General features: G+C 49.2%; 5 protein-coding genes. All 5 read left to right on the top strand.

Translation table 11 applies throughout. The features are described 5' to 3' along the window. The first annotated feature begins 6 nt into the window (after window positions 1–6). The 5 genes from nusA to rpsO all read left to right on the top strand — a co-directional run bounded on the left by nusA (window position 7) and on the right by rpsO (window position 5,962). Entirely contained in the window at window positions 7–1,509 is a 1,503-nt protein-coding gene (gene nusA, locus AC4PME_RS14230) for a transcription termination factor NusA (protein ID WP_119501017.1), read from the top strand. A gap of 16 nt (window positions 1,510–1,525) precedes the next feature. After that, window positions 1,526–4,135 (top strand): translation initiation factor IF-2, encoded by a 2,610-nt coding sequence (infB, locus tag AC4PME_RS14235; protein ID WP_119501018.1) that lies wholly within the window; start codon window positions 1,526–1,528, stop codon window positions 4,133–4,135. 84 nt (window positions 4,136–4,219) lie between these two features. Next, complete coding sequence (gene rbfA / locus AC4PME_RS14240) at window positions 4,220–4,618, top strand: 30S ribosome-binding factor RbfA (protein ID WP_303574328.1); 399 nt, start codon at window positions 4,220–4,222, stop codon at window positions 4,616–4,618. Next, on the top strand, window positions 4,618–5,595 hold the full coding sequence (gene truB / locus AC4PME_RS14245; RefSeq protein WP_491045722.1) for a tRNA pseudouridine(55) synthase TruB: 978 nt from the start codon (window positions 4,618–4,620) through the stop codon (window positions 5,593–5,595). Before rbfA ends, truB begins: the two co-directional genes overlap by 1 nt. A 97-nt stretch (window positions 5,596–5,692) precedes the next feature. Then, window positions 5,693–5,962, top strand: coding sequence for a 30S ribosomal protein S15 (rpsO, locus tag AC4PME_RS14250; RefSeq protein ID WP_070125244.1), 270 nt, complete (start codon window positions 5,693–5,695; stop codon window positions 5,960–5,962). The last annotated feature ends 91 nt before the right edge of the window (window positions 5,963–6,053 follow it).

Consider the following 6,053-nt stretch of genomic DNA (forward strand, 5'->3'; position numbering starts at 1 on the left):
GCGAAAATGAATAAAGAAATTTTGTTAGTGGCAGAAGCCGTTTCAAATGAAAAACAAGTGCCTAGAGAAAAGATCTTTGAAGCACTGGAGTACGCGATTGCCAGCGCAACGAAAAAGAAAAACGAAGGCGAAATTGAAGTACGCGTAAGCATTAACCGCACCACCGGTGATTTTGATACGTTCCGCCGCTGGGAGGTTGTTCCTGACGATCACGAACAGGAAAACCCGTATGCAGAAATGTCGCTGTCTGCCGCACAAGTTGACGATCCTGACGTACAACTGGGCGATTATGTTGAAGAGCAGATTGAATCTATTGCATTCGACCGTATTACTACGCAAACCGCCAAGCAGGTTATCGTACAAAAAGTACGTGAAGCTGAACGCGCGCAAATGGTTGCAGAATACGAAGATAAGGTTGGCGAACTGGTAACCGGTACGGTGAAGAAAGTTAACCGTGACAACATTATTATCGACCTGGGTAATAACGCTGAAGGTGTTATTTACCGTGACGATATGCTGCCCCGCGAAACCTTCCGTCCGGGCGACCGTGTACGTGGTCTGCTTTACGTTATCCGTCCTGAAGCCCGCGGTGCACAGCTGTTTATCAGCCGTACTCATCCTGACATGCTGGTTGAGCTGTTCCGTCTGGAAGTGCCGGAAATTGCCGAAGAGACACTGGAAATTAAGTCCGCTGCCCGCGATCCGGGTTCACGTGCAAAAATCGCTGTAAAGACAAACGATAAGCGTCTTGACCCTGTCGGTGCCTGCGTCGGTATGCGTGGTTCACGTGTGCAGGCTGTATCCGGCGAACTTGGCGGTGAGCGTGTTGATATTGTGCTTTGGGACGAAAACCCGGCGCAATTCGTTATTAACGCAATGGCACCCGCTGAAGTGGCTTCTATCGTAGTAGACGAAGACGCCCATGCGATGGATGTTGCAGTGGAGCAGGACAACCTGGCACAGGCCATCGGCCGGAGTGGTCAGAACGTTCGCCTTGCAAGCCAGCTGACCGGCTGGGAACTGAATGTCATGACAGTTGCCGACCTGAATAAGAAGCACGAAGAAGAAACTGCCAAAGTACTTCAGGTGTTTGTTGAAGGTCTGGATATTGACGAAGATTTTGCAGAATTATTGGCTAGCGAAGGCTTTAGCACACTTGAAGAAGTAGCTTATGTCCCTGTTAGCGAACTGCTGGCCATTGACGGCCTTGATGAAGACACTGTTGAGGAACTGCGTAATCGTGCACGTGCTGCACTGACTACCCGTGCTCTGGCGAATGAGGAAACGCTGGAAGGCGCTGAACCGACTGAAGCGCTGCTGAACCTTGACGGTATGAATAAACACATTGCCTATGTCCTTGCTAGCCGTGGAATTACTGACCTTGAAGAGCTGGCTGAGCAGGGAACAGACGATATTAGTGATATCGAAGGATTGACCGAAGAAGACGCCGGAAAACTCATCATGGCGGCACGGAATATTGTCTGGTTTGGTGAAGAAGAAGGTCAATAAGGGGAAAAAGACTAAGATGGCAGAAGTATCCATAGAAAAGCTCGCCAGCGACATTGGAACAACCGTTGACCGACTGGTAACTCAGTTTAAAGATGCCGGTATTACGAAAGCTGTTGATGATTCCGTTACAGAAGATGAGAAACGTCAACTTCTTGAGCACCTGAGCAAGCAACACGGTAGCGCCGGTTCTGGCGAACCGACACGAATGACGCTGCAGCGTAAGACTACCAGCACGTTAAGTGTAGGCAAGTCTAAGTCTGTAAAAGTTGAAGTACGTAAGAAACGCACGTACGTGAAGCGCAGCGAAGTTGATGAACAGAAAGCGGCTGAAGAAGAGGCCCGTCTGGAAGAGGAACGTGCGCGTCTTGAAGCTGAGCAGAAAGCAGCAGAAGAAGCCGCCGCTGAAGCCGCCCGCAAAGTGGCTGAAGAAAAAGCGCGTGTAGAGGCGGAAGCGAAGAAGAAGGCGGAAGAAGAGCGTGCCCGTAAAGCTGCTGAAGAGAAAGCCCGCAAAGAATCTGAAGCGCCTGAGCTGAGTGCTGAAGAACTGGCTGAGCAGGAAGCTGCACGTCAGGAAGAAGAGCGCCTGCGTAAGCAACAGGAAGAAGAAGCGAAGAAAAAGCTTGAAGAAGAAGCAAAGCGTGCGGCAGAAGAAGCCCGTAAGCTGGCTGAAGAAAACGAGCGTCGCTGGAAGGAAGAAGAAGAGCGTCGTAAACGTGATGAGGCTGCTGAAGTTCATATGCACTCAAACCGTTACGCGCAGGAAGCGGAAGACGAAGAAGACATGCAAGTTGAGCGTTCTTCACGTCGCCGTAAGAAATCAAAGAGAAATGCCGGTGAGCATCTGAAGCAAGGCTTTAATAAGCCGGCTCAGCCAGTTGAACGTGTTGTTAAACTGGGTGCGACTATTACCGTTGGTGAACTGGCTAACCGTCTGGCGGTTAAGTCTAACGAAGTTATCAAGACCATGATGAAAATGGGTGAGATGGCTACCATCAACCAGGTATTGGATCAGGATACTGCCACACTTGTTATTGACGAAATGGGTCACAAGTATGAGTTGGTTAATGACAATGCGCTGGAAGATGAACTGATGTCAGAATCCGGTCAGGGTGAGAAAATTACCCGTGCACCGGTTGTTACCATCATGGGTCACGTTGACCACGGTAAAACGTCGTTACTTGACTACATTCGCCGCGCTAAAGTAGCCGCAGGCGAAGCCGGTGGTATTACTCAGCACATCGGTGCATATAAAGTTGAAACGGATAACGGCGAAATTGCCTTCCTGGATACACCGGGACACGCCGCGTTTACTGCAATGCGTGCACGTGGTGCAACCGCAACTGATATCGTAATCCTGGTTGTTGCAGCAGATGATGGTGTAATGCCGCAAACTAAAGAAGCGGTACAGCACGCGAAAGCGGCTGGTGTACCTCTGATTGTTGCTGTTAACAAAATGGATAAAGAAACAGCGGATCCGGATCGTGTTAAAACTGAACTGTCTCAACTGGAAGTTATTTCAGAAGAGTGGGGCGGTGAACACCAGTTTGTAAACGTATCTGCGAAAACAGGTATGGGTGTTGATGAGCTGCTTGAAGCCATCACGCTGCAAGCTGAACTGCTTGATCTGAAAGCAGTACCGAATGGTCCGGGTCGTGGTCTGGTGATTGAGTCGCGTCTTGATAAAGGCCGTGGTCCCATTGCATCGGTTCTCGTTCAGGAAGGTGAAGTGCGTGCCGGCGATATCTTATTGTGTGGTGAAGAGTACGGCCGTGTTCGAGCTATGCGCGACGAAAACGGTATCGAGCTGAAAGTAGCTGGTCCTTCTACACCTGTTGAGGTACTGGGTTTATCCGGTGTACCGGTAGCCGGTGAAGATGCAGTCGTTGTACAGGACGAGCGTAAAGCCCGTGAAGTAGCAGCCAAGCGTCATCAGAAGAAACGTGAATTGAAACTTGCCCGCCAGCAGAAAGCGAAACTGGAAAACATGTTTGCAAACATGGAAGCCGGTGATATCAGCGAACTGAACATCGTACTGAAAGCTGACGTACAAGGTTCTGTAGAAGCGATTTCTGAATCACTGCTGAAACTGTCTACTAACGAAGTTAAAGTGAACATTGTTGGTAGTGGTGTAGGTGGTATTACTGAAACTGACGCAACACTTGCAGCGGCCTCCGGCGCTATCATTCTTGGCTTCAACGTACGTGCCGATGCAACTGCCCGCCGCGTCATTGAAGGTGAAGAAATCGATCTGCGTTACTACAGCGTTATCTATAACCTGATTGACGAAGTGAAAGCGGCAATGAGCGGTATGCTTGCCCCTGAATTCCGTCAGGAAATCATCGGTCTTGCTGAAGTACGTGACGTGTTTAAATCACCGAAACTGGGTGCCATCGCAGGTTGTATGGTTACTGAAGGAATCGTGAAGCGCAGCAATCCAATCCGTGTTCTTCGCGACAACGTAGTTATCTACGAAGGTGAGCTGGAATCATTGCGTCGCTTTAAAGACGACGTGCAGGAAGTACGTAACGGTATGGAATGTGGTATCGGCGTTAAGAACTATAATGACGTTAAAGTTGGCGACCAAATCGAGGTCTTCGAAGTCATCGAAGTTGCCCGTCAAATTTAGTCCTGTTAAGACATATTGATTAAAGCGGGGGCAGCAGCCCCCGTTTTTGTCCGTATCGTATTATTCAGGCATGAGGAGTCGAATATGGCACGGGAATTTTCTCGTACAGACAGAGTGGCGCAACAGGTTCACAAAGAAGTTGCCAGCATTCTGCAAAATGAATACAAGCACCGGGTGGGTAATATCCCTATGATCACGGTGGCAGACGTGGAAGTCTCCAGAGATTTGGCACACGCGAAAATCTTCATTTCAATTTATGGTGCCGAAGAAGAAGAGGCCAAAGCGCATACAAAACAACTGGAAGAGTCAAAGGGCTTCGTTCGTTCGTTGCTGGCTAAGCGCTTGCGCATGCGCAGTGTGCCGCATTTGCATTTCTTCCGTGATGAATCGCTCACCGAAGGTATTCGCATCTCAAATCTGGTTTCTGAAACCATTGCGAAAGATGAAGCGAAAAGTAAACAGCGGGACGAAGAGCAGGATTAATGGGCAGACGTCGTAAGGGCCGTAGTATCAACGGCGTATTGCTGTTGAATAAGCCAACAGGCGGTTCATCTAACCAGATTTTACAAAAAGTACGCTGGTGCTATAAAGCGGCGAAAGCCGGTCACACCGGCGCGCTGGATCCGCTGGCCAGCGGCATGTTACCCATATGCCTGGGCGAAGCGACAAAGTTTTCCCAGTTTCTGTTAGATGCTGATAAAACTTACGAAGTCACCATGCACCTGGGCGTCAGAACGACCACGTCCGATGCTGACGGCGAAGTCGTGGAAGAAAAGCCGGTAAATGTTTCTGAAGATGAAGTCCGTAGTGCCTGCCTGGCGTTCCTTGGTCAGAGCAAGCAAATCCCTTCCATGTTTTCAGCATTGAAGCACCAGGGAAAGCCGCTTTACTACTATGCGCGTCAGGGCATTACAGTAGAAAGAGAAGCCCGGGATATCACCATTTTCGAACTGGAAATTACCCGCATGGCGTTACCTGATGTAGACATGCGTGTGCGTTGCAGCAAAGGTACTTATATCCGTTCCCTGGTGGATGACATTGGTCAGCAATTGGGTTGCGGCGGTTACGTTACCCGCCTGCATCGTACGGAAGTTGCTGATTATCCAGCAGACAAGATGGTATCTCTGGATGACGTAATTGCTATGCAGGAAGCACTGGATGAGGGGGAGTTTGACACCCTTGACCAACTGCTGTTACCCATGGACACGGCTGTCTTGTCATTACCGGAAATCATGCTGGACTCACAGCAATATGCCCGTTTTGAACATGGTCAGAGTGTACTGCCTGACAGCGTGGCAACACTTGTTGCCGGTGAACAATACCGGGTGTACACCAGACAAGATGATGAAGTTCTGTTTCTGGGGGTAGGAGAAGGCGTGGTATCGCCCAAAGACCAGCCCCGTGCAGATGCCGGTGAGGTATTTGTTTCGCCGAAACGCAGAGTCGTCTACACAGATTGATTTTACTTGCGTATGGTAACGTCATCGTTATAATACGCGCTCTCATAATTTCGCTGAATTAGTGATCGGCGGAATTTAATCCAATCAGGAGAAAATTATGTCACTAACTAAAGAAGAAACAGCACAAATCGTAGCTGATTATGGCGTTAAAGAAGGTGATACTGGTTCACCTGAAGTACAAGTTGCACTGTTGACTCACAACATCAACAAACTGCAAGGTCACTTCTCTGGCCACAAGAAAGATCACCACTCACGTCGTGGTCTGCTGCGCATGGTTAGCCAGCGTCGTAAACTGCTTGACTACCTGAAAGGTAAGAACGCAGAACGTTATCTTGATTTGATCAAGCGTTTAGGTCTGCGTCGCTAAGACACAGTTCTGAACAAAAAAAGCGCCGAAAGGCGCTTTAATTAGATGGTCCGCCTCACCTCTAAGCTAGTCTTAGAGTTAGGCAATCAAA

It is taken from the genome of Alteromonas sp. (assembly GCF_984505615.1).